Below are 22,493 nucleotides of genomic sequence, written 5' to 3'. Positions count from 1 at the left end.
CCCCCGATGGTTCAACCGCTCAACCACGGGCCTCTTTGAACAGCACGGCGATGCCTGGGTGATAGTTACCCGCTTCGCTGCGCAACTTGCGGTAGGCGTAGGGGAAATACCAGGCCACTGCGCAGCAGTGTTCCTTTTGCAGGTCGTCGACCATGTCCTGCAACTCTTCGGGGCTGGCGCTGTGTTGGGCTTTTTGCGGGGCGACGAACAGGCAACCGAGCTTGAGGTCACTGGCAAAACTGATGCGTTTGGCGTCGCTGGTGATGTCCAGCAGGGCCTGGGTCAGATTGAGGTTGTTGACCCGTGGCCAGCGCTGGGTGGCCTGAAGGTAGGCGCGGTCTTCGGCGCCGGCGATGAACAGATCGGCGCGGGCATTGCGCTCGCCATCCTCGTTCTGCTTTCGGGTCGAGGTATTACAAAGGGTCACCAGCTCGGCCATCCAGGCTGCCGCGGAGAGCAAGCCGAGATTGGCGTTCTCGTCATGCCAGTAAGGGGTGTCGTTGTCGCCGCGAATGGCGTTGTAGCGGTCGATACAGTCAAACCAGCGTTCCAGCATCGGGCGCAGGAATTCCAGGCGCGGGTTGCTGATGATCATGCCTTGCATCGTCATCATCCTTATTGTTGTGATGTGCTTTTCAATCAAAAGCATGGCTCTTTGATATCACTTGTCTCAGTGTGGCACAAGATTGGCGTCAGATAATTGATCGACGGCAGTTATTCGCCCGACGGCCCCCTCTTTAATTGACGCTCCACCCCCAACCCTCTAACCTTCGCGGCTTGTTTCAGGTGCTCTGTGACGCATGTCGACAGAGTGAAACAGGGAAGCCGGTGAGGGTTGTCTTCAGGCGAAGCACGATCACGATCCCGGCGCTGCCCCCGCAACGGTAAATGAGTGAAAACTGTGCATTGAGCCACTGTGTCGACCGACACGGGAAGGCGCGCAGTCAGGCGATTCGCCGCTCATGAGCCCGGAGACCGGCCTGATCCATCCAGCGGCATCACGGTGGGCGATGCCAGGCTTTTTGCCGTCTATTCTTGTGCCTGCCCGCCGTTATCCAGCCTCAACGGAGAGCTCCCCCAATGACCGATTCCCCCGAGCGCGACGAACGCCATCTGGCGCGCATGCAGCGCAAAAAAGCCGTGATCGACGAGCGCATCGCCAATTCGCCTGACGAGTGCGGCCTGGTGCTGGTGCTGACCGGCAATGGCAAAGGCAAAAGCAGCTCGGCGTTCGGCATGCTCGCCCGCGCCATGGGCCATGGCATGCAGTGCGGCGTGGTGCAGTTCATCAAGGGTCGCAACAGCACGGGCGAAGAACTGTTCTTCCGCCGCTTCCCCGAGCAAGTGCGTTTTTACGTGATGGGCGAGGGCTTCACCTGGGAAACCCAGGATCGTCAACGTGACATCGCCGCTGCCGAAGCCGCGTGGGAAGTGTCCCGCGAGCTGCTGCGTGATCCGTCGATCGGCCTGGTGGTGCTGGACGAACTGAACATCGCCCTCAAGCACGGCTACCTCGATCTGGATCGAGTGCTCAGCGACCTGCAGGCGCGTCCGCCGATGCAACACGTGATCGTCACCGGTCGCGCGGCCAAGCCGGAAATGATCGAGATGGGCGATACCGTCACCGAAATGGGCATGCTCAAACACGCCTTCCAGGCTGGCATCAAAGCGCAGAAAGGCGTCGAACTTTGAATCAACCACGTCACTGCCCGGCGGTACTGATCGCCGCGCCGGCCTCCGGTCAGGGCAAGACCACCGTCACTGCCGCGCTCGCTCGCTTGCATCGCAACCAGGGGCGCAAGGTGCGCGTGTTCAAGTGCGGCCCGGACTTCCTCGACCCGATGATTCTCGAGCGCGCCAGTGGTGCGCCGGTGTATCAACTGGACATGTGGATGGTCGGCGAGCAGGAAAGCCGCCGTCTGTTGTGGGAAGCCGCCGCCGAAGCCGATCTGATCCTGATCGAAGGCGTGATGGGCCTGTTCGACGGCACGCCGTCCAGCGCCGATCTGGCGCGGCATTTCGGCGTGCCGGTGCTCGGCGTGATCGACGGCACCGCCATGGCCCAGACCTTCGGCGCATTGGCGTTGGGGCTGGCGCGTTACCAGCCGGATTTGCCTTTTGCCGGCGTGCTGGCCAACCGTGTCGGCACCTTGCGTCATGCGCAATTGCTCGAAGGCAGCCTCACCGAAGGTTTGCGCTGGTACGGCGCGCTGTCCCGCGAGACCGGGATCGAGTTGCCGAGCCGCCATCTCGGTCTGGTGCAGGCCAGTGAACTGAATGATCTGGATCTGCGTCTCGACGCGGCGGCTGAAGCACTGGCCAGCAGTTGCGAGGTAGCGCTGCCACCGGCCGTGGAATTCGCCGCGCCTGAAATGATCAGCGCTGAACCGCTGCTCGACGGCGTGCGCATTGCTGTCGCTCGCGATGAGGCCTTTGCCTTCACCTACGGCGCCAGTCTCGACCTGTTACGGGCGATGGGCGCCGAGTTGAGTTTCTTCTCGCCGATCCGCGATACCCATCTGCCCGAGGCCGACAGTCTGTATCTGCCCGGCGGTTATCCGGAATTGCACCATGTCGCGCTATCGCAAAACGTGGCAATGCTTGATGCAATCCGTGCGCACCACGCCGCCGGCAAACCACTGCTCGCCGAGTGCGGCGGCATGCTCTATCTGCTCGACGCGTTGACCGATGTCGACGGCACCCGCGCCGAACTGGTGGGGCTGCTGCGCGGTGAGGCGGTGATGCAAAAACGTCTGGCGGCACTGGCACTGCAAGCGGTGGATCTGCCGGAAGGTTCGTTGCGCGGTCACACCTATCACCATTCCCTGACCAGCACCGAACTGACGCCGATTGCCCGGGGCATCAGCCCGAATGGCGGGCGCGGGGCCGAGGCGGTTTATCGGGAAGGGCGGATGACGGCGTCGTACGTGCATTTCTACTTTCCGTCGAATCCTGCGGCTATCGCGGCACTGTTTGTGCCAGATCTTGAGGCCGCTTTCGCGAGCAAGCCCGCTCCCACATTGGATCACCTAACCCCTGTGGGAGCGGGCTTGCTCGCGAAGAGGCCATGAGCGACAACGCATTCACTGAGGCCGAGCGCACAGCGGTCTATAAAGCCATCGCCGAACGCCGCGACATGCGCCACTTCACCGGCGGCACGGTCGAGCCGGAGCTGCTGCGCCGTCTACTCGAAGCCGCGCATCAGGCGCCCAGCGTCGGCCTGATGCAGCCATGGCGCTTCATCCGCATCAGCGATCGTGCCCTGCGCGGGCAGATCCAGAACCTCGTCGAAGAAGAACGTGTGCGTACCGCCGAAGCCCTCGGCGAGCGCAGCGATGAGTTCATGAAACTCAAAGTCGAAGGCATCAACGACTGCGCCGAGGTGTTGGTCGCAGCACTGATGGACGATCGCGAAAAACACATTTTCGGCCGTCGTACGCTGCCGGAAATGGACATGGCCTCGCTGTCCTGCGCGATTCAGAACCTGTGGCTGGCATCCCGTGCCGAAGGACTGGGCATGGGCTGGGTGTCGCTGTTCGAACCGCAAGCACTGGCCGATCTGCTGCAGTTGCCGGCCGGGGCCAAGCCGTTGGCGGTGTTGTGTCTGGGGCCGGTCAAGGAATTCTATCCGGCGCCGATGCTGGTACTCGAAGGGTGGGCGCAGGCGCGGCCGCTCAATGAGTTGCTGTACGAAAATTATTGGGGAGTGAGTCAATGAGTGTGGCGTTGTTGAGTGTCGCCGCGGTCGCGCTGGATGCGCTGCTGGGTGAACCGAAACGCTGGCATCCGCTGGTGGCGTTCGGCAATTTTGCCGGGCGCATCGAGCGCCGTTTCAATGCGGGCGGGCGTGGCTGGCGCAGTCACGGGGTCACCGCCTGGGTGATTGCGGTGCTGCCGCTGACCTTGCTCGCCACCGCGTTTTCCTGGGCACCGTATGTAGGCTGGATCGTCGAGATTCTTGCGCTGTATTGCGCCCTCGGCATGCGCAGCCTCGGTGAGCATGTCGCGCCGGTAGCCGCCGCCTTGCGCGCTGATGATCTGGAAGAGGCGCGCAAACGCGTCGGCTATCTGGTCAGTCGCCAGACCAGCGAACTGGACAGCACCGCCGTCGCGCGCGCGGCCACCGAGTCGGTACTGGAGAACGGCAGTGACGCGGTGTTCGCCGCGCTGTTCTGGTTTGTCGTGGCCGGCGCGCCGGGCGTGGTGCTCTATCGCCTGAGCAATACGCTCGACGCTATGTGGGGCTATCGCAACGAACGCTTCGAACGCTTCGGCTGGTGCGCGGCAAAAATCGACGACGTGCTCAACTATATTCCGGCCCGGCTGGTGGCGCTGACCTACGCGCTGCTGGGCAACACCCGGCTCGCCTGGAAATGCTGGCGCAGCCAGGGCCCGCAATGGGACAGCCCGAATGCCGGTCCGGTGATGGCGGCCGGTGCCGGTGCATTGAATGTCGAACTGGGCGGCCCGGCGATCTATCACGGCGAACTGCATGAGCGTCCGCAACTGGGCGAAGGTTCGCCGGCCGATGCCGATTCGATTGATCGCGGCTGGCAATTGGTCCAGCGCGGGGTATGGTTATGGCTGCTGATTCTCTGCGTGGGGGCTGAATTCTATGCTTGAGCACGGTGGCCGGCTGCGCAAGGCTGCACTCGATTACGGGATTGCCGAGGCTGACTGGCTCGACTTGTCCAGCGGCCTCGCGCCGTGGCCGTTTGCGGTCCCGGAGATTCCGTTGCGCGCCTGGGCACGCTTGCCGGAAACCGACGACGGCCTGGAGCAGGCCGCGTGCGATTATTACGGCACCTCGCAGGTGCTGCCGGTGGCCGGTTCGCAGATGGCGATTCAGTTGCTGCCGCGTTTGCGCCGCGCCGGCAAGGTCGGTGTGTTGTCGCCGTGTTATGCCGAGCACGCCGAGGCCTGGCGCCGCAGCGGTTACATCGTGCGCGAAGTGCTGGAGCAGGAAGTCGAATTCTTTCTCGATAGCCTCGACGTGCTGGTGGTGGTCAATCCGAACAACCCCACCGGCCTTAGTCTGACCCCGGCGCGGCTGCTCGACTGGCACGCGCGGCTGGCCCAGCGTGGCGGCTGGCTGGTGGTCGATGAAGCGTTCATGGATAACACGCCGCAGCTGAGTCTGGCGCCGCATGCCAACCAGATCGGATTGATTGTGCTGCGTTCGTTCGGCAAGTTTTTTGGTCTGGCCGGGGTGCGTCTGGGCTTCGTGCTGGCCGAGCGTAAATTGCTCAGATTGCTCGCGGAGCAGGTCGGGCCCTGGGCGGTCAGCGGGCCGACGCGGGTGCTCGGTCAGGCTTGCCTGCAAGACACCGAAGCGCACACCCGGCAACGCATTCGCAGCGATGAAGCCAGTGAGCGCCTCGCGTTGTTGCTGGAGCGCTATGGCTTCAAACCTCAGGGCGGTTGCGCGTTGTTTCAGTGGCTGATCACCGAGCACGCGCCTGCGCTGCACGAGTTCATGGCCCGACGCGGCATCCTCCTGCGCATCTTCACCCACAACAGCAGCCTGCGTTTCGGCCTGCCTGCCAACGCCGCTGAAGAAGCGCGTCTCGAACAAGCGCTGCAAGCTTTCGCCAAGGAAACCCAATGACAACCTTGATGGTGCAGGGCACCACGTCCGACGCCGGTAAAAGCACGCTGGTGACGGCGCTGTGCCGCTGGGCCACCCGTCAGGGCGTGGCGGTGGTGCCGTTCAAGCCGCAGAACATGGCCCTCAACAGCGCGGTGACCGCCGACGGCGGCGAGATCGGCCGGGCGCAAGCGGTGCAGGCGCAAGCGGCGCATCTCGAACCGCACACCGACATGAACCCGGTGCTGCTCAAGCCCAACAGCGACACCGGCGCGCAAGTGATCATCCATGGCCGTGCGGTCACCAGCATGAACGCGGTGGCCTATCACGACTACAAAGCCATCGCCATGCAAGCGGTGCTCGCGTCGCACCAGCGGCTCAGCGCGGCGTATCCGCTGGTGATGGTCGAAGGCGCTGGCTCGCCGGCCGAGATCAATCTGCGTGCCGGGGACATCGCCAACATGGGCTTTGCCGAAGCGGTGGATTGCCCGGTGCTGCTGATCGCCGACATCAATCGCGGCGGCGTTTTCGCGCATCTGGTCGGCACGCTGGAGCTGCTGTCGCCGAGCGAACAGGCGCGGGTCAAGGGCTTCATCATCAACCGTTTTCGCGGTGACATCGCCTTGCTGCAACCCGGGCTCGACTGGCTGGAGCAGCGCACCGGCAAACCGGTGGTTGGTGTGCTGCCGTACGTGATGGATCTGCACCTGGAGGCCGAGGACGGCATCGACCAGCGCCAGACCGACAAGGCCGAGCAAGTGCTGAAAGTGGTGGTGCCGGTGCTGCCGCGCATCAGCAATCACACCGATTTCGATCCGCTGCGTTTGCACCCGCAGGTCGATCTGCAATTCATCGGCTCGGGGCAGGCGATCCCTGCCGCCGACCTGATCATCCTGCCCGGCTCGAAAAGCGTGCGCAGCGATCTGGCGTATCTGCGTGCCAATGGCTGGGACACGGCGATCAATCGGCACCTGCGGTATGGCGGCAAGTTGCTGGGGATCTGTGGCGGTCTGCAAATGCTCGGAGAGCAGGTGCACGATCCGCTGGGCCTGGAAGGCGCGCGGGGTTCCAGTGCAGGTCTGGGCTTGCTGGCGTTCGAAACCACGCTTGAAGCCGAGAAGCAGTTGCGCAATGTACGCGGGTGTCTGGCGCTGGAAAACGCCAAGGTCAGTGGCTATGAAATCCATGCCGGCGTGACGGTAGGGCCGGCGCTGGAGAACGCGGCGGTGCATCTGGATGACGGTCGTTGCGACGGCGCGCAGAGTCTGGACGGGCAGGTGTTCGGCACTTATCTGCATGGCTTGTTCGAATCACCGCAAGCCAGTGCCGCGTTGCTGCGTTGGGCCGGGTTGAGCGATGTGCAGGAGGTGGATTACCACGGCTTGCGCGAGCGCGATATCGAGCGGTTGGCGGATCTGGTGGAGCAGCATCTGGATACTGAATTGTTGCGTCAGCTCTGCGGGATTTGAGGTGGATTCATCGCGAGCAGGCTCACTCCTACAGGGGAATGCGATCTCCTGTAGGAGTGAGCCTGCTCGCGATGACTGAAGTCGGTACACCGCTAATTTGAAGGAATGAACCATGCTCCAACTGATCCTCGGCGGCGCCCGCTCCGGCAAAAGTCGCCTGGCGGAAAAACTCGCCAGCGACAGCCAACTGGCGGTCACTTACATCGCCACCAGCCAGCCGCTGGACGGTGAGATGAACGAACGCGTCGCCCATCACCGCGCCCGGCGTCCGGCCGAATGGGCGTTGATCGAAGAACCGCTGCAACTGGCCCGCGTCCTGCGTGAAAACGCCAGTGCCGAGCGTTGCCTGCTGGTCGACTGCCTGACCCTGTGGCTGACCAATCTGCTGATGCTCGATGACGCCGCGCGTCTCGCCGCCGAGCGTGAAGCCCTGCTGGACTGCCTGGCGTCATTGCCGGGGGAAATCATTTTTGTCAGCAACGAGACCGGAATGGGTGTCGTGCCGCTGGGCGAATTGACTCGCCGCTACGTCGATGAAGCCGGTTGGCTGCATCAAGCTCTGGCCGAGCGTTGTCAGCGAGTCGTCCTGACCGTCGCCGGCCTGCCCCTGACCCTGAAAGGACCTGCGTTATGACTCAAGCGTGGTGGTTGAACCCGTGCCAATCCGTGAATGCCGAGATCGTTGAACAGGCGGCGGCGCGCCAACAGCAACTGACCAAACCGGCCGGCTCCCTCGGTCGCCTCGAAAGCGTGGCGGTGCAACTGGCCGGATTGCAGGGACAGATCAAGCCGACGCTCGACCAAGTCTGGATCGCGATTTTTGCCGGTGATCACGGGGTGGTCGCGGAAGGCGTTTCCGCGTTCCCGCAGGAAGTCACCGGGCAGATGCTGCTCAACTTCGTCAGCGGCGGCGCGGCGATCAGCGTGCTGGCGCGGCAGCTCGATGCGCGTCTGGAAGTGGTCGATCTGGGCACCGTGACGCCGTCGTTGAATCTGCCGGGCGTGCGTCATCTGAACATTGGGCCGGGCACGGCGAACTTCGCCAAGGGCGCGGCGATGACCCAGGCGCAGGGCGAGCTCGCCTTGCAGGCCGGTCGTGACAGCGTGCTGCGCGCCAAAGCGGCGGGCGCGCAGTTGTTCATCGGCGGCGAAATGGGCATCGGCAACACCACTGCCGCCAGTGCGCTGGCGTGTGCCTTGCTCGATTGCCCGGTGGTGCACCTGACCGGTCCCGGCACCGGGTTGAATGCCGAAGGCGTCAGCCATAAAGCACAAGTGATCGAGCGCGCACTGGCGCTGCACGCGGCGCAACGTGGCGATGCGCTGCAAACCCTGTTCAACCTCGGCGGTTTTGAAATCGCCGCACTGGTCGGTGCGTACCTGGCTTGTGCGCAGGAAGGCGTCGCGGTGCTGGTCGACGGCTTTATCTGCACGGTCGCCGCGTTGGTCGCGGTGCGGCTGAATCCAGCCTGCCGCGAGTGGCTGCTGTTCGGTCATCGTGGCGCCGAGCCGGGCCATCGCCATGTGCTGGAAACCCTTAACGCCGAACCGTTGCTGGAGCTCGGCCTGCGTCTGGGCGAGGGCAGCGGGGCGGCGTTGGCCGTGCCACTGTTGCGTCTGGCCTGCGACCTGCATGGGCAGATGGCGACGTTCGCCGAAGCCGCAGTGGCGGATCGTCCGGCATGACCTTGCGTCTGGACCTGCTGCGCCATGGTGAGACTGAGCTGGGCGGCGGTTTGCGCGGCAGTCTCGATGATGCGCTCACCGAAAAGGGGTGGGCACAGATGCGTGCCGCGGTGCTGGCGGGCGGGCCGTGGGATCGGCTGATCAGTTCGCCGCTGCAGCGTTGCGCGCGGTTCGCTGCAGAGCTGGGCGAACAACTGAATCTGCCGGTGCAGTTGGACAAGGATCTGCAGGAACTGCACTTCGGTGCCTGGGAAGGCCAGAGCGCAGCGGCGTTGATGGAGACTGATGCCGAAGCGCTGGGGCTGTTCTGGGCTGATCCCTATGCCTTCACCCCGCCGCAGGGTGAGCCGGTCAGTGAGTTTGCGGCTCGCGTGCTGGGCGCGGTTGCGCGTTTGCATCAGGCCCATGCCGGTGAACGCATTTTGCTGATCAGTCATGGCGGCGTGATGCGCCTGTTGCTGGCGCAGGCGCGTGGTTTGCCGCGTGAGCAGTTGCTCAATGTCGAAGTCGCGCATGCTTCGCTGTTTGCGCTCAGCGTCGAAGCCGATGGCGTGCTCAAGGAAGGTTACTGAGATGCTGCCACTGTGGATCGCCCTGCAATTTCTCAGCAGCTTGCCGATTCGTCTGCCGGGGATGCCGGAGCCGCAACAGCTTGGGCGTTCGCTGTTGTTTTATCCGCTGGTGGGGCTGCTGTTCGGAGTGATCCTCTGGGTATTGAACCTGGCATTGACCGGCGCGACATTGCTCCTGCATGCGGCGCTGTTGCTGACGGTGTGGGTGCTGCTCAGCGGCGCGCTGCACCTCGACGGACTGGCCGACAGCGCCGATGCCTGGCTCGGTGGTTTCGGTGATCGCGAGCGCACGTTGACGATCATGAAGGATCCGCGCAGCGGGCCGATCGCGGTGGTGACGCTGGTGTTGGTGTTGCTGCTGAAGTTCTGCGCGTTGCTGGCGCTGATCGAGCAAGGGCATGCAGTGATGCTGATCATCGTGCCGCTGCTCGGGCGCGCGGCGTTGCTGGGGCTGTTTCTGACCACGCCGTATGTGCGCGCGGGTGGGTTGGGGCAGGCACTGGCGGATCATCTGCCGCGCCGGGCCGGCTGGTGGGTGCTTGGGGCGTGTGCGCTGGGTTGTTTGTTGATCGGCGGGGTGAAAGCGATTGTTGCGCTGGTTGTCGCGTTGGTCGGGTTTGTCTGGCTGCGGCGGGTGATGATGCGGCGGCTGGGCGGAACCACCGGCGATACGGCGGGGGCGTTGCTGGAATTGCTGGAGATGGCGGTGTTGGTGGGGTTGGCGTTGTCCTGAGATTTCTCTATAACCGTGTCGGCCTCTTCGCGAGCAAGCCCGCTCCCACCCTTGGAATGCATTCCCCTGTGGGAGCGGGCTTGCTCGCGAAGGCGGCCCGTCAGGCGCCGGAAATGTCCTTGAATAACTACATGTAACTTGATTTAACACAGTCGCGGGTATATACACGCATCATGCTTCCTTCTCAGTGTTTGTGCACCAACCTGCGTCGCGCCGCTCGTGGCGTCAGCAGGCATTACGACGGCGCTCTCGACGGCTTCGGGATCAACGTTGCCCAGTATTCTTTGCTGTGCAATCTGCAGCGTCTGGATCAACCGAGCATCTCGGAACTGGCCGAAGCCATGGGTCTGGATCGCAGCACCCTGGGGCGCAACCTGCGGGTGCTCGAAGGCGAGGGCCTGGTGGCGCTGGCCGAGGGCGAGGACATGCGTAACCGCATCGTCCGGCTCACCGAAACCGGTGCACAGCGCCTCGCGGCCGCGCTGCCGGCCTGGGAAGCGGCGCAACAGCGATTGATCGATCGTCTGGGCGCCGAGAAGCGTGAAACCTTGCTGCGACTGTTGGATGAACTGGCCTGAAGCCGGTTTTTCCGGATTTAAGCGGGTATATACCCGCGAACGGAGAATAACAATGACATCGATGTGGCGTACGTGCGGTTGGGTGTTGCTGGGAAGTGCGCTGATTCTGGCGTTGTCATTGGGCGTGCGACACGGCTTCGGTCTGTTCCTGTCGCCGATGAGTGCGCAGTTCGGCTGGGGGCGCGAAGTGTTTGCCTTCGCCATCGCCCTGCAGAACCTGATCTGGGGTCTGGCGCAGCCGTTCACTGGCGCGCTGGCTGACCGTTTCGGGGCGGCGAAAGTGGTGCTGGTCGGCGGCGTGCTGTATGCCGCGGGCCTGGTGTGCATGGGGCTGTCCGATTCGGCGCTGACCCTGTCGCTGAGTGCCGGTCTGTTGATCGGTATTGGCCTGTCCGGCACTTCGTTCTCGGTGATTCTCGGTGTAGTCGGCCGTGCCGTACCGCCGGAAAAACGCAGCATGGGCATGGGCATAGCCAGTGCTGCCGGTTCGTTCGGCCAGTTTGCGATGTTGCCGGGCACGCTGGGTTTGATCGGCTGGCTCGGCTGGTCGGCGGCGCTGCTGGTGCTTGGCCTGCTGGTGGCGATGATTGTGCCGCTGGTGAGCATGCTCAAGGACAAGCCGCTGCCGGTGCTCGGCCATGAGCAGAGCTTGTCCGAAGCATTGCGCGAAGCCTGCTCGCACTCGGGGTTCTGGCTGTTGGCGTTCGGCTTTTTCGTCTGCGGCTTTCAGGTGGTGTTCATTGGCGTGCATCTGCCGGCTTATCTGGTTGATCAGCATCTGCCGGCCACGGTCGGCACCACGGTGCTGGCGCTGATCGGTCTGTTCAATATCTTCGGCACTTACACCGCCGGCTGGCTCGGCGGGCGCATGTCCAAGCCGCGTTTGCTGACGGCGTTGTACCTGCTGCGTGCGGTGGTGATCGTGCTGTTTCTGTGGCTGCCGGTGACGACGACCTCGGCGTACTTGTTCGGCATGGCCATGGGCTTCCTGTGGCTGTCGACGGTGCCATTGACCAACGGTACGGTGGCGACCCTGTTTGGCGTGCGCAATCTGTCCATGCTCGGCGGGATAGTGTTCCTGTTTCACCAGCTCGGTTCGTTCCTCGGCGGCTGGCTGGGTGGGGTGGTGTATGACCGTACCGGGAGTTATGACTTGATCTGGCAAGTGGCGATTCTTTTGAGCCTGCTGGCCGCCGCGCTGAACTGGCCGGTGCGCGAGCGTCCGGTGGCGCGTCTGCAGCCGGCTGTCGGCGCCGTATGAAGCGCTCCTGGCCACAAATCGCCTTCACCGCACTCGGCGCGCTGTTGCTGGCGCTGGTGTGGTGGGGCTGGCATCAGGGCGGCCTGGCGTTAATGCAGTTGGGCCTGGGCGCTTGCTTGTAGGCTTGGATGGCGAGTAACGTCGGGAGTCTGATGACTGCTCAAAGGATGCCCCGACATGCTCATGCGCTGGTGTGCTGTACCCGCGTTGCTGATGGCGTTGACCGGACTGGCCCAGGCCGCTGACTGTCCGGAGGCGCTGCAAGGTTCGTTGCCCAAGTTGCGCGCCAAGGAATCCGTCGATCTGTGCCAGCGCTACGCCGGCAAGCCGCTGGTGGTGGTCAATACCGCCAGTTTCTGCGGCTTCGCCCCACAGTTCGAGGGCCTCGAAGCGCTCAATCAGCATTACAAGGCGCAAGGCCTGGAAATGCTCGGCGTGCCGTCCAATGACTTCAAGCAGGAGTCCAGGGACAGCGCCGAAACCGCCAAGGTCTGCTACGCCAACTACGGTGTGACGTTCACCATGACCGAGCCGCAGAAAGTCCGTGGCAATGACGCCACTCACCTGTTCAAGGTGCTGGCCGAGCAGAGCAGCGCGCCGAAGTGGAATTTCTACAAATACGTGATCGACCGTCAGGGCAAGGTGGTCGCGAACTTCTCCAGCCTGACCAAGCCGGATGATCCAGAGTTCATTGCGGCAGTTGAAAAGGCCATCGCCTCAAAACCGCTCAACTGATAACACACGCTTTTTGTGGGGGCGGGCTTGCTCGCGAGGGCTGCGGATCATTCAGCACTTGTTCTGGATGTCAGACCGCATTCGCGAGCAAGCCCGCTCCCACATTTACTCTGTGGTGTTTGAACAGGTATTAAAAAGCCCCGCTTTCTGTAAAGAGAGCGGGGCTTTTTTGTGGGCGAGGGTTTAGCCTCGCCGTGCAGCATCAGAAGCGGTAAGTTGCGCCAACACCGAAACCGTTTGCCGAGTTTTCATACTTGGCATCGTAGGTCTGGCCACGATCGTTCTGGTTGTGGATCTTGACCGACTCTTCCTTCAGGTACGAGTAAGCGACGTCGATGGTCAGATCTTCGGTCGGGCTCCAGCCGGCACCGATGCTGAAGATGGTGCGGTCGCCAGTAGGAATGCGTGGCGAACGGTCGACGTTGTTGGTCGGCGCCTGGTCGAAGGTCAGACCGGTACGCAGTACCCATTCCTTGTTCAACTGGTACGAAGTACCCACCGCGTAAGCCCAGGAGTCGTGCCAGTTCTGGTCTTCGGTGATCTCGCCGAACTGACCGGCCAGCAGCGGCTGCACGCCCGAGTTTTCAACGGTGATCTTCTTCAGCTGGCTCCAGCGGGTCCAGGTCGAACCGGCATAGACGTTCCAGCGGTCGTTGATCGCCTGAGTAACCGAGAAGTCCACGGATTCAGGGGTGGTGATCTTCAGCGAAGCGTCGTACTTCTGGCTGGCACCCAGACCGACTGCGGCCAGTGCGCCGTAGTTGACCTTGGTGTTGCCTTCGAGCTTGTAGTCGACTTTCGAGTGGTAGGTCAGACCCAGGCGAGTGGTGTCGGTGGCCTGTACCAGTACGCCGATGTTGTAGCCCAGCGCGGTATCGTCACCCTTGATCTTGACCTTGCCGTCCGGCGCCAGCTGAGTCACCGAGAGGTTGGACTCGAGGGTGCCGTCGATGCGGTTGATGGTCGGGCCGAAACCGATCGACACCACGTCGTTGAACTTGTAGCTGACAGTCGGCTGGAAAGTGATGACCTGTACTTCGGACTTGCTGCCGAAGTAACGGCCGGCGAAGCCGTTTTCGTAATCGGTAATCAGGCCGAACGGCACGTATACGCCGAGGCCGAATGCCCAATGCTCGTCGATCGGTTTGACGTAGAAGCCCATAGGTACGGAGGTGAAGGGCACCATGTCGCCTTTGTTGCTGCCGCCGTTAGGGCTGGAGCTGGCGTCGCTGATATCGGTCTTGGCATCGAGAAATGCAACACCGCCAGTGACTTGTTCGCGCGTGAGGCGCGACATGCCGGCAGGGTTGCCATAAACAGTGCTTGCGTCGTCGGCAGAAGAGGATCGCCCAGCGTAACCAGTGCCCATCCCGCTGATGCTGTGTTCGTTGATGGCAAAGCCAGCTGCGAAGATCTGGGTGGATGCCATGGTAACGGCGAGGCTAAGGGTGGTTTTGAGCATGACTTTTTTCATTATTAGAACTCCTGGTGATCACCGGGGCGAAAATTACCAACATTTTCGTCCCAGCGCTATAGTCCCTATGGCTTGAGTTAGAGCGGTTTTGTAGGACAATCCGACCAGATTCGCGACCTGTTGAGCGATCTTCTGAAACTCGCCAGTCAACACGCGACCTGATTCACCGGTGAAACACAGGTTTGCCAGGCGTAGGTGAAGTCGCGCAGACGACCTTGCGGCTGGAAGGTCTGACGCCAGATTCGCGCCATGCCCAGCAGATCGTCCGGGGCGGGGAGGGTGGTGTGTTGTTCTTCTACCAGCAGCCAGGCGATGGCGGTGGCGTAACGCAGGTTGACGGTCAATTCCAGGTGCGGGCCGCTCAAAAAAGCATGTTGGCTGGCGAGGCCGCGAACCAGGCTCGCACGCTCCGGATCGAGTGCCAGATAGTGATCCCAAAGGGCCTGGTGGCGGTGCTCGGCAATCCGGTAGAGGCCGTGGCCACGGCGGTCATGCAGGGCGGAACCGAGGGCGGACTGGCTGGCGGCAATGCCCAGCAGCAGGGATTCGGCAGTTGCGCAGTGGCGTCCCAGATAAATCAGTGTGGGACGGATCACATAGCGGCACAGTTCGCTGGCAGCGATACCCATAAAACCCTCGGATCTTGTAATTGGGCGGCGATACCTGAAGGGGCCTTGGCAGCGGTGGATCGAATCAGGCTCGCCGAAAGCGGATCAAGCCGCTTGAGTTGAAGTGTAGTGTCATATTCGCGACGTAAAGGCCTGTTTTTAAAATATTTCCGGCAGCGAGCCACAGGCGTTATATCCGAAGGTGCTTAGGCCTGAAGGGCTAAAAGCGAAATATCGGGCAATAAAAAACCCCGCATTTTGTGCGGGGCTTTTGCTTCTGCAGCCTTTTCGGCTCTCAGGCAATCAATGCCTGACGCGTACGATCAATAATGGCCTGCAGCGGTTCGGCGCTGGAGTATTGATCGGGGTACAGACGCTCGCTGTGGCGAGCGATCCCGTGTTCATTGACCACGGTGAAGCTGAAGCAGCCTTTGCGAGCGGCCATGATCAGGCAATTCATTGGGGCAAAAGCGTTGGTTAGGGTGCGAATGGCATCCTGAGTCTGGATTTGAGTAGACATAGTTATTAGGTGTTCCTACAAATGACACGGATAAGAACCGTGCAACGTTAAAACGTTCCAGTAATGTCGACCACCATTGGTCGTACAAAGAACCCGACTGGAACAAAGCAGCCAGTTTGAAGCGCTGATAAGTTGGCGCGCTTGGGCTGGCAGGTAGGTACTTAGGAGGACAGGCAACACATCGAGGGCAAAGGTTCTGGGCCCGGGGTGAAGATCCTGATCAATTTGCAGGCTGGTTCGGTCAGAGTAAGTGGTCTTCGCAACACCCTTTGCATTCATTCAAAGGCAGTGTCGGCGCAAGATTTACCTAGAAACCATCGAGGGGTCGTTCCCGCTTTTTTCGGTGAAGGGCTTCTGGGAAGAAGGTTGACCGTGGGGATGTGTTCGACCGGAATTGACTTTCAGCTTGGTACTAACGCCGCGGATAGTAACGGAACGTCCTGGGCAATGCAAACCCGGCGGCAAAAAAAGATTTCGGTCGGTGGCGCGGATCACGGGGGACAGGGCTGGCCCCTTCGCGAGCAGGCTCGCTCCCCCAGGAGAACGGGGCCGATTGTAGGAGCGAGCCCGCTCGCGAAGAAACCATCCGTCGCCACAAAAGCGTGCAGCCATGCCCAGCGCCAACCCGCTTATCCCCAGTCCGAAGCGCAAAACGGGCCAAAAAAGCGCATCGATATAACCGGGTAACAGGTACTTGTGCACATTAGTTGCGCAGACGGTAACCTTGCTGTCATATCAATCCTGACCCCGATGGCTGCCTGTATCAAAAGTTTAAGTCAATGAAAAATATCGTCTTTTTTTGTTGGTGAAAAAATCGTCAGTTTGACTGCGAGCCCCATTCCACAAGGCTTTGCGGAGGTTCGAGAGCGGTTGTCCACTGAGTTATCCACAGCTTCTGTGGATTGTCCCTAGCGCTTGCTCTAGGACGGGCGTGCCGGGTTTTTTTCGACTTTACCTGTACGAAAAAGAGAGTAGAGTGGCGCGCCTTCCGATCTGTCCCACAGTGTTTTATGAAGTTTCGCTCAGTATCAGACTCTGTTACCTCCGAACACCCCCGTGTTACCCCTCCCAAGCGATTTTCCGTGCGTGTGGCCGAATGGCTGCTCGACAGCCCGCGCCTGGGCGAAAGCCGTAATGCCAAACATCTGGCGGGGCGTCTGCTCAAGCAACCGGCGCGCGAAGGCGTGGTCGCCGCGCAAAGTCGTCTCGGCCAATTGATGTGCCGCGAGTGCGGCAATGCCCGTGATCGGCGCATCGGGCAGGATCTGCTGCGTCAGGCCGCTCGCGCCGGTGACCGCCGTGCACAACGGGAGCTTGGTCTGCTCGAAGACTGAGCTGTCCAACGCCCCACGCCTTGGTTAACCTTCAGGCTTTATCGAATCGGCAGGAGTGGCTATGGCTATGGACTTGACCAGCGTGTTGCTGGGTCTGGCGGGCGCGGGATTGCCGCTGCTGGCGCTGGCCTGGCAACTGCAGCGGCGGGCCAGCGACCGGCAAGCCGAGGTCGCCTTGCTTGAAGAGCGCCTGGCCATGGCGCAACTGGCGCAGGACGGGCTCAACGCACAGCTGGAGGCCAGCCGCGATGAAATCGTCGACCTCGGCCAGGCCAATGCCGCCAAGCAGGCGGAGCTGGCGGCTCTGCGCCGCGAAGTCGAGCTGCTGCAGATCGAGCGCGATGACGCCCGTGACGCTTCCCACGCCTGGAACATCGAGCGCGCCAACAAAGAGGCCGAATTGCGCCGTCTCGACGCTCAGGCCGCGTCGCTCAACGCCGAACTGCGCGAGCAACAGGAAAGCCATCAGCAGCGCCTCAACGACCTGCAAGGCTCGCGCGATGAGCTGCGCGCGCAGTTCGCCGAGCTGGCGGGGAAGATCTTCGATGAGCGTGAACAGCGCTTTGCCGAAACCAGTCAACAGCGCCTTGGCCAGTTGCTCGATCCGCTGAAGGAACGCATCCAGTCTTTCGAAAAACGTGTGGAAGAAAGCTATCAGGCCGAAGCCCGTGAACGCTTTTCGCTGGCCAAGGAGCTGGAGCGTCTGCAAGCGCTTAACCTGCGCCTGAGCGACGAAGCGACCAACCTGACCCGCGCCCTCAAAGGCCAAAAGACCCAAGGCAACTGGGGTGAGCTGATTCTTGAGCGGGTGTTGGAACACGCCGGTCTGGAGAAGGGCCGCGAGTACCAGACGCAGGTCAACCTCAAGGGGCCGGACGGCGAGCGCTTCCAGCCGGATGTGATCATTTACCTGCCGGGCGATAAGCAGGTAGTGGTCGATTCCAAGGTCAGCCTCACTGCCTATCAGCAGTACGTTGCCGCCGAAGATGACACCCTCGGGCAGGTCGCGATCAAGCAGCACGTGCTGTCTCTGCGCAGCCACGTCAAAGGCCTCGCCGGCAAGGATTACAAGCGTCTGGAAGGCCTTCACAGCCTCGATTTCGTCTTGCTGTTCGTGCCGATCGAAGCGGCGTTTTCGGCCGCATTGCAGGCCGAGCCGGCGCTGTTCCAGGAGGCGTTCGACCGCAACATCGTGATCGTCAGCCCGACCACGCTGTTGGCGACTCTGCGGGTGATCGACAGCCTGTGGAAGCAGGAGCGACAAAGCCAGAACGCCCGGGAAATCGCCGAGCGGGCCGGGTGGCTGTACGACAAGTTCGTGCTGTTCATTCAGGATCTGGACGAAGTCGGCAATCGCCTGCAGCAGCTGGACAAGGCCTACAGCTCGGCGCGCAACAAACTCACGGAAGGGCGCGGCAACCTGGTCAGCCGCAGTGAGCAGCTCAAATTGCTCGGCGCGCGGGCCAGCAAGAGTTTGCCCGCGGATCTGCTGGAGCGGGCGATGACCGATGTCGATGGGCTGGTCGAGCTCCCGGAATAACCCGAAGAGCTTCGCGAGCAGGCTCGCTCCCACAGTGAAATGCATTCCAAAGGTGAGAGCGGGCTTGCTCGCGAAGGCGTCAGTGGTAGCGCTGCAACACTCAAGTCAAACGGTTACAGCGGCACATACCGACTCAACAACGCCCGCAACGCCGCCGGTTTCACCGGTTTGGCCAGATAATCCAGCCCCGCCGCATGCACCTGCGCCACCGTCTCCGGGCGACCATCGGCGCTGATCACCACACCCGGTACCGGCTCACCCAGCGTGGTGCGCAACCACGCCATCAGCTCGGTTCCGGTATCGCCGTGATCGAGGTGATAGTCGACCAGTGCCAGTTGCGGCCGCACACCCTCGTTAAGCAGCGCCGCGCATTCCTCGCGATTGCGTGCCGTCCATACCTGACAGCCCCAACGGCTCAGCAGGCTGTTCATGCCAATCAAAATGCTGTCTTCGTTGTCGATGCACAGCACCTGCGCACCGCTGTGCAACTTGCCATTCAACTCGACCGCAGTGTGCACCGGCAGCGGCACCGACTGCGCCCGGGCCAGCGGTACGCTGACGCTGAACACGCTGCCGCGCCCCGGCCACGAACGTACGCGCAGGGTATGGCCGAGCACGCGACATAAACCGTCGGCAATCGCCAGGCCCAGCCCAAGACCTTTTTCGGCGCGGGTCTGATGGCTGTCGAGGCGCTTGAACTCCTCGAAAATCACTTGTTGTTTGTCTTCCGGAATTCCCGGCCCGCGATCCCACACTTCCAGGCTCAACTCGCCATCGCGCCGACGTACGCCCAGCAGCACCGGGCCCTTGGCATAGCGGAAAGCGTTGGTCAGGAAGTTCTGCAGAATCCGCCGCAGCAATTTGATGTCGCTGTCGATGCGCAACTGGCTGCCGCGCACACGGAACTTCAGGCCTTGTTCCTGGGCCAGCGCCTTGAATTCGGCGCCGAGCGTATCGAACAGCTCATTGAGCGCGAACGGTTTGCGATCGGGGTTGATCTTGCCATTTTCCAGGCGGGAAATATCCAGCAGGTCGCTGATCAGGTCTTCTGCCGAGCGCAGCGAACTGTCGAGGTGTTGCACCAGTTTCTGCGCCTCGCTGCTCAAGCCGTCGTCCTGATGGGACAGGGCGGCAGAGAACAGGCGCGCGGCGTTCAACGGCTGCATTAAGTCATGGCTGACGGCGGCGAGGAAACGGGTTTTCGACTGATTCGCGGCCTCGGCATGGCCCTTGGCTTCGGTCAGTGCAACGTTGAGCTGCGACAGCTCTTGCGTACGCTCGCTGACCCGTTGCTCCAAACCTTCGTTGGCCTCGGTCAGCGCCTGCTCGGCTTCGCGGAACGCGGTGATGTCGGTGAAACTCATGACGAAACCGCCGCCGGGCATCGGGTTGCCGATCAGCTCGATCACCCGGCCGTTGGGGAACAAGCGTTCGGAGGTGTGCGCACGGCCCTGACGCATCCAGTGCAGGCGCCGGGCAACGTGGACTTCCGCCTCGCCCGGACCGCACAAGCCGCGTTCGGCGTTGTAGCGAATGATGTCGGCAATCGGCCGGCCGACGCTGATCAAACCGTCCGGGTAGTTGAACAGCTCCAGATAGCGGCGGTTCCAGGCCACCAGCTTCAGCGACTGGTCGACCACGCTGATGCCCTGGGTAATGTTTTCGATCGCGCCTTGCAGCAAGGCGCGGTTGAACTGCAGGACTTCCGAGGCTTCGTCAGCGATACGGACCACGTCCTCCAGCTGCATTTCCCGACCTTCGATCGCGGCTTTTACCACCGCGCGCGTCGACGAAGCGCCGAGCACACCGGCCAGCAGACGTTCGGTGTGGGCGATCCATTCGCCGTCAGCATTCTGGTTCGGGTTGAAGCCCTTGCCCTGGCGGTAAGCGAAACGAATGAAGCTCTGCCGCGCACGTTCTTCACCGACAAAGCGTGCCGCTAGTTGCAGCAAATCATCGATCTGCACTGCGAGCATCGAACGCGCACTCGGCCGCGCGCTGATTTCCTGACCGATGAAGCGCCCGGCCTGCCAGTGCTCCGAAACCCGCGTACGCGACAGCACCGAGACCCAGGCGAACAACGTGAAGTTGCCCGCCAGCGACAGCACCACGCCTTGGGTCAGCGGGGTGATCGGCAGGTTCAGCGGGTTGCTGTGCAGCCACGCCAGACCGGGAAACGTGCTCAACGACCAGCCGAGGCTGTGGGCGGCAATCGGCAGAATCAGCGTGTAGAACCAGAGGAACGTGCCGGCGGCCAGACCGGCGAACACCCCGCGACGGTTGGCCTGTTTCCAGTACAGCGCGCCGAGCATCGCCGGGGCCAGTTGGGTGACGGCGGCGAAGGCGATCTGGCCGATGGTTGCGAGGCTTGCGGTGGAGCCGAGCAAGCGGTAACTGACGTAGGCCAGCAACAGAATCAGCACGATGCTCACGCGGCGCACCGAGAGCATCCACTGGCGGAACACTTCGAACGGGCGCTCGGCGTTGTTACGGCGCAGCAACCACGGCAAGAGCATGTCGTTGGAAACCATGGTCGACAGTGCCACGCTGGCCACAATCACCATGCCGGTGGCCGCCGACGCGCCGCCGATGAACGCCAGCAACGCCAGGGCCGGATGGGCCTGGGCCAGCGGCAGGCTGATCACGAACGAGTCGGGCAACACGTGACTCGGCAGCATCATCTGCCCGGCGAGGGCGATCGGCACCACGAACAGCGCGGCCAGCGCCAGATACGCCGGAAACACCCACTTGGCCAGGCGCAGGTCCTGCGGGTCGATGTTCTCCACCACCGTGACGTGAAACTGCCGTGGCAGGCAGATGATCGCCATCATCGCCACCCCGGTCTGCACCACCATCGACGGCCAGTTGATCGTTTCCTTCCAGTATTCCTCAAGGCGCGGCGCGAGCATCGCCTGATTGAACAGGTCGTCAAAACCGTCGTACAGGCCATAGGTCACGAACGCGCCAACGGCGAGAAAGGCGAACAACTTGACCAGCGATTCAAAGGCAATCGCCAGCACCATGCCGCGGTGGTGCTCGGTGGCATCGAGGTTGCGCGTACCGAAGACGATGGTGAACAGCGCCAATACCAGCGAGACGATCAGCGCGGTGTCCTGGGCGCGGGTGCCCATGGCGTCGGCCCCGGCGCCGATCAGCAGGTTCACGCCAAGGACGATGCCTTTGAGTTGCAGAGCGATATAGGGCAGGACGCCAACCAGACAGATCAGCGCCACCACCACCGCCAGCGATTGAGATTTGCCGTAGCGCGCGGCGATGAAGTCGGCAATCGAGGTGATGTTCTCCTGCTTGCTGATCATCACCATTTTCTGCAGGACCCACGGCGCGCCCAGCAGCAACAGGATCGGTCCGAGGTAGATCGGCAGGAATGACCACAGCTGTTCGGCGGCTTGGCCGACGGCGCCGAAGAACGTCCAACTGGTGCAATAAACCGCCAGTGACAGGCTGTACACCCACGCGCGCATCCGCGGCGGCAACGGCGTGCTGCGACGGTCGCCGTAGAAGGCGATGGCGAACATGATGGCCATATAGGCCAGGGCGACGGCGGCGATCAGCCCGGTGGACAGCGACATGCAACACTCCCGACAAAAGACTCCCCGGCAGTCCTGCCCGGGCGGACAGTCTCGCATGAGTATGGCGGTTAGTCAGTGTCGACCAAGGTCGTGGCGTGGCGGGGTGTCGCAGGTTTGAAACCGGGTGGTTTTTGGGGTGACTCATCAGGCCCCATCGCGAGCAGGCTCACTCCTACAGGTGGAACGCATTCCAATAGTAGGAGTGAGCCTGCTCGCGATGGCGTCAGTCCTGTTGCAGTGCGATATCGATCAACCGATGCAGTTCATCCACCTCCAGCGCCGCCGCCGAAAACAGAATCCGGAACACCACCGGCGCCACCACCAGATTGATCAACCGATCAACGCTCGGCGCTGCTTCATCGGGGTGGCGGTCAATGATGGTCTGCAACTGCCCACCAAGAATCGTCACGCAGTACCCCGGCGTGGCGCTGGCCTGCACATCGCGCATCATGTTGCGCCCCGGCTCCGAGCTCATCTCGTCCAGATACTGTTCGGCCCAGGCGCGGATATCACCGCGCAGGTCACCGGTCACCGCCGGTTCGCTGTCGGGGCGCATGCGGGCGAGGGCGACGTCGGCGAGCAACGCCGCCAGATCACCCCAGCGCCGATAGATCGTCGACGGCGTGACCCCGGCGCGCGCCGCGATTTGCGGGACGGTCACGCTGCTGCGCTCCTGTTCTTGCAGAAGCGCGCGAACTGCCGAATGAATCGACTCTTGCACCCGGGCACTGCGGCCACCGGGGCGTAAACCTTCTTTAATAGCCATGCGTCAGACCTTAACACAAAGAATTTGCTTTAAGCCAAAG

The 22,493-nt window shown here is 62.2% G+C and carries 22 protein-coding genes and 1 riboswitch; of the genes, 16 read left to right on the top strand and 6 right to left on the bottom strand.

All coding sequences use genetic code 11. The features are described 5' to 3' along the window. Positions 1-19: 19 nt before the first annotated feature. The gene (locus VLA07_RS25440; protein ID WP_330207380.1) at positions 20-604 is read right to left on the bottom strand and encodes a hypothetical protein; all 585 of its coding nucleotides are present in this window, start codon (positions 602-604) and stop codon (positions 20-22) included. 163 nt (positions 605-767) lie between these two features. Continuing rightward, a riboswitch (cobalamin riboswitch) is annotated at positions 768-998 on the top strand. A gap of 82 nt (positions 999-1,080) precedes the next feature. Between VLA07_RS25440 and cobO the strand changes: the two genes are divergently transcribed. The 14 genes from cobO to VLA07_RS25370 all read left to right on the top strand — a co-directional run bounded on the left by cobO (position 1,081) and on the right by VLA07_RS25370 (position 12,621). Further along, positions 1,081-1,692: a cob(I)yrinic acid a,c-diamide adenosyltransferase gene (cobO, locus tag VLA07_RS25435; protein ID WP_333992298.1), complete on the top strand. Its 612-nt coding sequence runs from the start codon at positions 1,081-1,083 to the stop codon at positions 1,690-1,692. Further along, on the top strand, positions 1,689-3,071 hold the full coding sequence (locus VLA07_RS25430) for a cobyrinate a,c-diamide synthase (RefSeq protein WP_333992297.1): 1,383 nt from the start codon (positions 1,689-1,691) through the stop codon (positions 3,069-3,071). The genes cobO and VLA07_RS25430 overlap by 4 nt, the downstream gene beginning before the upstream one ends. Then, the gene (gene bluB, locus VLA07_RS25425) at positions 3,068-3,718 is read left to right on the top strand and encodes a 5,6-dimethylbenzimidazole synthase (protein WP_247267673.1); all 651 of its coding nucleotides are present in this window, start codon (positions 3,068-3,070) and stop codon (positions 3,716-3,718) included. Before VLA07_RS25430 ends, bluB begins: the two co-directional genes overlap by 4 nt. Next, positions 3,715-4,623, top strand: a complete 909-nt coding sequence (cbiB, locus tag VLA07_RS25420) for an adenosylcobinamide-phosphate synthase CbiB (protein WP_097087506.1) — start codon at positions 3,715-3,717, stop codon at positions 4,621-4,623. The genes bluB and cbiB overlap by 4 nt, the downstream gene beginning before the upstream one ends. After that, positions 4,616-5,608 (top strand): threonine-phosphate decarboxylase CobD, encoded by a 993-nt coding sequence (cobD, locus tag VLA07_RS25415; RefSeq protein WP_333992295.1) that lies wholly within the window; start codon positions 4,616-4,618, stop codon positions 5,606-5,608. Before cbiB ends, cobD begins: the two co-directional genes overlap by 8 nt. Next, on the top strand, positions 5,605-7,056 hold the full coding sequence (locus VLA07_RS25410) for a cobyric acid synthase (RefSeq protein ID WP_333992294.1): 1,452 nt from the start codon (positions 5,605-5,607) through the stop codon (positions 7,054-7,056). Before cobD ends, VLA07_RS25410 begins: the two co-directional genes overlap by 4 nt. Positions 7,057-7,168: 112 nt before the next feature. Beyond that, positions 7,169-7,690, top strand: coding sequence for a bifunctional adenosylcobinamide kinase/adenosylcobinamide-phosphate guanylyltransferase (gene cobU / locus VLA07_RS25405; protein WP_247267671.1), 522 nt, complete (start codon positions 7,169-7,171; stop codon positions 7,688-7,690). Then, complete coding sequence (gene cobT / locus VLA07_RS25400) at positions 7,687-8,742, top strand: nicotinate-nucleotide--dimethylbenzimidazole phosphoribosyltransferase (protein WP_333992292.1); 1,056 nt, start codon at positions 7,687-7,689, stop codon at positions 8,740-8,742. Before cobU ends, cobT begins: the two co-directional genes overlap by 4 nt. After that, positions 8,739-9,314, top strand: a complete 576-nt coding sequence (gene cobC / locus VLA07_RS25395; protein WP_330208011.1) for an alpha-ribazole phosphatase family protein — start codon at positions 8,739-8,741, stop codon at positions 9,312-9,314. The genes cobT and cobC overlap by 4 nt, the downstream gene beginning before the upstream one ends. Position 9,315: 1 nt before the next feature. Then, positions 9,316-10,047: an adenosylcobinamide-GDP ribazoletransferase gene (locus VLA07_RS25390; protein ID WP_330208012.1), complete on the top strand. Its 732-nt coding sequence runs from the start codon at positions 9,316-9,318 to the stop codon at positions 10,045-10,047. Positions 10,048-10,220: 173 nt separating this feature from the next. After that, on the top strand, positions 10,221-10,625 hold the full coding sequence (locus VLA07_RS25385; RefSeq protein ID WP_007950413.1) for a MarR family winged helix-turn-helix transcriptional regulator: 405 nt from the start codon (positions 10,221-10,223) through the stop codon (positions 10,623-10,625). 52 nt (positions 10,626-10,677) lie between these two features. Next, positions 10,678-11,886 (top strand): MFS transporter, encoded by a 1,209-nt coding sequence (locus VLA07_RS25380; RefSeq protein ID WP_096797412.1) that lies wholly within the window; start codon positions 10,678-10,680, stop codon positions 11,884-11,886. Next, positions 11,883-12,008, top strand: coding sequence for a hypothetical protein (locus tag VLA07_RS25375; protein ID WP_256214479.1), 126 nt, complete (start codon positions 11,883-11,885; stop codon positions 12,006-12,008). Before VLA07_RS25380 ends, VLA07_RS25375 begins: the two co-directional genes overlap by 4 nt. A gap of 55 nt (positions 12,009-12,063) precedes the next feature. Next, positions 12,064-12,621: a glutathione peroxidase gene (locus VLA07_RS25370; RefSeq protein WP_247267666.1), complete on the top strand. Its 558-nt coding sequence runs from the start codon at positions 12,064-12,066 to the stop codon at positions 12,619-12,621. Between the two features lie 202 nt (positions 12,622-12,823). Here the strand turns inward: VLA07_RS25370 and VLA07_RS25365 are convergent, their stop codons facing one another. From VLA07_RS25365 to VLA07_RS25355, 3 genes are all read right to left on the bottom strand, one after another. Further along, positions 12,824-14,095 carry an OmpP1/FadL family transporter gene (locus tag VLA07_RS25365; protein ID WP_333992288.1) on the bottom strand — a complete coding sequence of 424 codons (1,272 nt, stop codon included), beginning with the start codon at positions 14,093-14,095 and terminating at the stop codon, positions 12,824-12,826. A gap of 146 nt (positions 14,096-14,241) precedes the next feature. Beyond that, positions 14,242-14,724: a hypothetical protein gene (locus VLA07_RS25360; RefSeq protein WP_096797718.1), complete on the bottom strand. Its 483-nt coding sequence runs from the start codon at positions 14,722-14,724 to the stop codon at positions 14,242-14,244. A 274-nt stretch (positions 14,725-14,998) separates the two neighbouring features. Next, positions 14,999-15,223, bottom strand: a complete 225-nt coding sequence (locus VLA07_RS25355) for a hypothetical protein (protein ID WP_007962908.1) — start codon at positions 15,221-15,223, stop codon at positions 14,999-15,001. Between the two features lie 1,010 nt (positions 15,224-16,233). Between VLA07_RS25355 and VLA07_RS25350 the strand changes: the two genes are divergently transcribed. Beyond that, positions 16,234-16,557 (top strand): sel1 repeat family protein, encoded by a 324-nt coding sequence (locus VLA07_RS25350; RefSeq protein ID WP_258679027.1) that lies wholly within the window; start codon positions 16,234-16,236, stop codon positions 16,555-16,557. Between the two features lie 175 nt (positions 16,558-16,732). Beyond that, positions 16,733-18,097, top strand: a complete 1,365-nt coding sequence (rmuC, locus tag VLA07_RS25345) for a DNA recombination protein RmuC (protein ID WP_177325662.1) — start codon at positions 16,733-16,735, stop codon at positions 18,095-18,097. Positions 18,098-18,210: 113 nt separating this feature from the next. Here the strand turns inward: rmuC and VLA07_RS25340 are convergent, their stop codons facing one another. Next, a complete protein-coding gene (locus VLA07_RS25340; protein WP_103369751.1) occupies positions 18,211-21,687 on the bottom strand; it encodes a hybrid sensor histidine kinase/response regulator in 3,477 nt (1,158 codons plus the stop codon). Between the two features lie 223 nt (positions 21,688-21,910). After that, the gene (locus VLA07_RS25335; RefSeq protein ID WP_103369764.1) at positions 21,911-22,453 is read right to left on the bottom strand and encodes a TetR/AcrR family transcriptional regulator; all 543 of its coding nucleotides are present in this window, start codon (positions 22,451-22,453) and stop codon (positions 21,911-21,913) included. Between the last annotated feature and the right edge of the window lie 40 nt (positions 22,454-22,493).

Source organism: Pseudomonas sp. S3(2024) (assembly GCF_036861315.1).
In the GTDB taxonomy this organism is placed as follows: Bacteria; Pseudomonadota; Gammaproteobacteria; order Pseudomonadales; family Pseudomonadaceae; genus Aquipseudomonas; species Aquipseudomonas putida_A.
The sequence above is the reverse complement of the archived record's forward strand: the minus strand, read 5'-3'. Positions and strand labels throughout refer to the sequence as shown.

Excerpts from the sequence above, each read along its gene's own strand:
- cobO (WP_333992298.1), top strand. The coding sequence starts at position 1,081 with ATGACCGATTCCCCCGAGCGCGACGAACGCCATCTGGCGCGCATGCAG.
- cobT (WP_333992292.1), top strand. The coding sequence starts at position 7,687 with ATGACTCAAGCGTGGTGGTTGAACCCGTGCCAATCCGTGAATGCCGAG.
- VLA07_RS25335 (WP_103369764.1), bottom strand. The coding sequence starts at position 22,453 with ATGGCTATTAAAGAAGGTTTACGCCCCGGTGGCCGCAGTGCCCGGGTG.
- VLA07_RS25380 (WP_096797412.1), top strand. The coding sequence starts at position 10,678 with ATGACATCGATGTGGCGTACGTGCGGTTGGGTGTTGCTGGGAAGTGCG.
- VLA07_RS25365 (WP_333992288.1), bottom strand. The coding sequence starts at position 14,095 with ATGAAAAAAGTCATGCTCAAAACCACCCTTAGCCTCGCCGTTACCATG.
- VLA07_RS25440 (WP_330207380.1), bottom strand. The coding sequence starts at position 604 with ATGCAAGGCATGATCATCAGCAACCCGCGCCTGGAATTCCTGCGCCCG.
- VLA07_RS25360 (WP_096797718.1), bottom strand. The coding sequence starts at position 14,724 with ATGGGTATCGCTGCCAGCGAACTGTGCCGCTATGTGATCCGTCCCACA.
- cbiB (WP_097087506.1), top strand. The coding sequence starts at position 3,715 with ATGAGTGTGGCGTTGTTGAGTGTCGCCGCGGTCGCGCTGGATGCGCTG.
- VLA07_RS25370 (WP_247267666.1), top strand. The coding sequence starts at position 12,064 with ATGCTCATGCGCTGGTGTGCTGTACCCGCGTTGCTGATGGCGTTGACC.
- VLA07_RS25350 (WP_258679027.1), top strand. The coding sequence starts at position 16,234 with ATGAAGTTTCGCTCAGTATCAGACTCTGTTACCTCCGAACACCCCCGT.
- VLA07_RS25375 (WP_256214479.1), top strand. The coding sequence starts at position 11,883 with ATGAAGCGCTCCTGGCCACAAATCGCCTTCACCGCACTCGGCGCGCTG.
- VLA07_RS25390 (WP_330208012.1), top strand. The coding sequence starts at position 9,316 with ATGCTGCCACTGTGGATCGCCCTGCAATTTCTCAGCAGCTTGCCGATT.
- VLA07_RS25385 (WP_007950413.1), top strand. The coding sequence starts at position 10,221 with ATGCTTCCTTCTCAGTGTTTGTGCACCAACCTGCGTCGCGCCGCTCGT.
- VLA07_RS25410 (WP_333992294.1), top strand. The coding sequence starts at position 5,605 with ATGACAACCTTGATGGTGCAGGGCACCACGTCCGACGCCGGTAAAAGC.
- VLA07_RS25340 (WP_103369751.1), bottom strand. The coding sequence starts at position 21,687 with ATGTCGCTGTCCACCGGGCTGATCGCCGCCGTCGCCCTGGCCTATATG.
- VLA07_RS25355 (WP_007962908.1), bottom strand. The coding sequence starts at position 15,223 with ATGTCTACTCAAATCCAGACTCAGGATGCCATTCGCACCCTAACCAAC.
- bluB (WP_247267673.1), top strand. The coding sequence starts at position 3,068 with ATGAGCGACAACGCATTCACTGAGGCCGAGCGCACAGCGGTCTATAAA.
- cobU (WP_247267671.1), top strand. The coding sequence starts at position 7,169 with ATGCTCCAACTGATCCTCGGCGGCGCCCGCTCCGGCAAAAGTCGCCTG.
- cobD (WP_333992295.1), top strand. The coding sequence starts at position 4,616 with ATGCTTGAGCACGGTGGCCGGCTGCGCAAGGCTGCACTCGATTACGGG.
- cobC (WP_330208011.1), top strand. The coding sequence starts at position 8,739 with ATGACCTTGCGTCTGGACCTGCTGCGCCATGGTGAGACTGAGCTGGGC.